This is a genomic window from Paracoccus rhizosphaerae (assembly GCF_026162645.1).
GTDB lineage: Bacteria > Pseudomonadota > Alphaproteobacteria > Rhodobacterales > Rhodobacteraceae > Paracoccus > Paracoccus rhizosphaerae.
Genome location: NZ_JAOTBE010000181.1, coordinates 1 through 1,119 on the forward strand (window position 1 = coordinate 1; position 1,119 = coordinate 1,119).

Genomic DNA, 1,119 nt, shown 5'->3' on the forward strand with positions numbered 1-1,119 from the left:
GCTCCTTCAGAATGCCGATGATCTGATCTTCAGTGAACCTGCTGCGCTTCATCTCTGGTCCTATCGGTTGGGCCAGAGTCTATCTCAAACTGGACTAGGCGGAGGGGGCAACGTCAAGGCGTCTTCAGGATCAGGTCGGAATATGACGCCACCCGTGAGCGGCTCGACTTTCTCCACCAGCATCCTGATCTCATGAACCTCAATCCGGAACTCCTCGAACTCGCGGCAAAGATGAGCTTCAATGCTCGTGATCTCGCGCGAGTCTATGCAGACGACCGGGTGCAAGAAGCCAGAACGTTTCTTCAGGACCGGCAAACCGAGTGCATGCGCGTGGAGACCGACATCAAGCGTGCTCTGGCAGTGATCGAAGAACTTCGTAGGCTCCATGAGCAGGTTGATGCGCGCGAGGAGCATGTGGCCACGCGCATCGAAGAGCTCAAGGCGGACATCCTCGAACTCATGCAAGTCCTCGGCATTGACACCGAATTCCACGGGCGCCGGACGCGTCTTGCTGCGGAATAGGGTTGGTTTTCCAGCGTGTCAGGGCACCTGATCTTGCGGTCCTGCCGCCAGGCCCTGCAATGCAGTTCCGTAGGTCCTGTTGGATTGGACGCGCGGCCGCCGCCTGCTGGGTCTCACTCTTCACAGGAACGATGCGCATCGGCGGACACGACCCTGCTTCAGCAATCGCCTCGGCATCCGCCACGTCATTTCTCTGCCGTTTCAAGAACGGCTTCACCTAGGAAGATGGAATCAGTCGCACGTCGTGGCCAAGATCGCCGATCGCCCTCCCCCTCCACAGGTTCGACACCGGCAAGGCACACATTCGCATCTGCGACGACTCCGCCACCCTCAGCTGAAGGGGAACCGCAGAGGCGTGTCGCGCAGGGAGTTTAATCTTCCACTCCTGTTTGCCGATGCAGAAGCCATGACCTGGAGTTCGCGGTGGCGACGGCCATCTAAAGCGACGGTACGAGATCCGTCACCGGACAGGTCTGGCAGGCATTGTTGCAGAACTCGGCGTTGAAGCAGGACTTCCCTTACCTCGTTAAAGCTCAGGCCACGCGCTCGATCTCGGCGGTGCCGAGTGCGTTGAAGCGGTTCATGAGCGCAATGCGG

2 protein-coding genes and 1 pseudogene are annotated in these 1,119 nt (G+C 59.2%); 2 read left to right on the top strand and 1 reads right to left on the bottom strand.

The features are described 5' to 3' along the window. Both OC184_RS20295 and OC184_RS20300 read left to right on the top strand, forming a co-directional pair. Positions 1-196 (top strand): hypothetical protein (locus OC184_RS20295; RefSeq protein ID WP_265508962.1); only part of this gene is annotated, 196 nt, incomplete at its 5' end. After that, complete coding sequence (locus OC184_RS20300; protein ID WP_265508963.1) at positions 193-522, top strand: hypothetical protein; 330 nt, start codon at positions 193-195, stop codon at positions 520-522. The genes OC184_RS20295 and OC184_RS20300, both read left to right, overlap by 4 nt. 94 nt (positions 523-616) lie before the next feature. Here the strand turns inward: OC184_RS20300 and OC184_RS20305 are convergent. Beyond that, positions 617-793, bottom strand: a pseudogene (locus OC184_RS20305) (IS110 family transposase); the annotation flags it as partial. Between the last annotated feature and the right edge of the window lie 326 nt (positions 794-1,119).

Excerpts from the sequence above, each read along its gene's own strand:
- OC184_RS20300 (WP_265508963.1), top strand. The coding sequence starts at position 193 with ATGAACCTCAATCCGGAACTCCTCGAACTCGCGGCAAAGATGAGCTTC.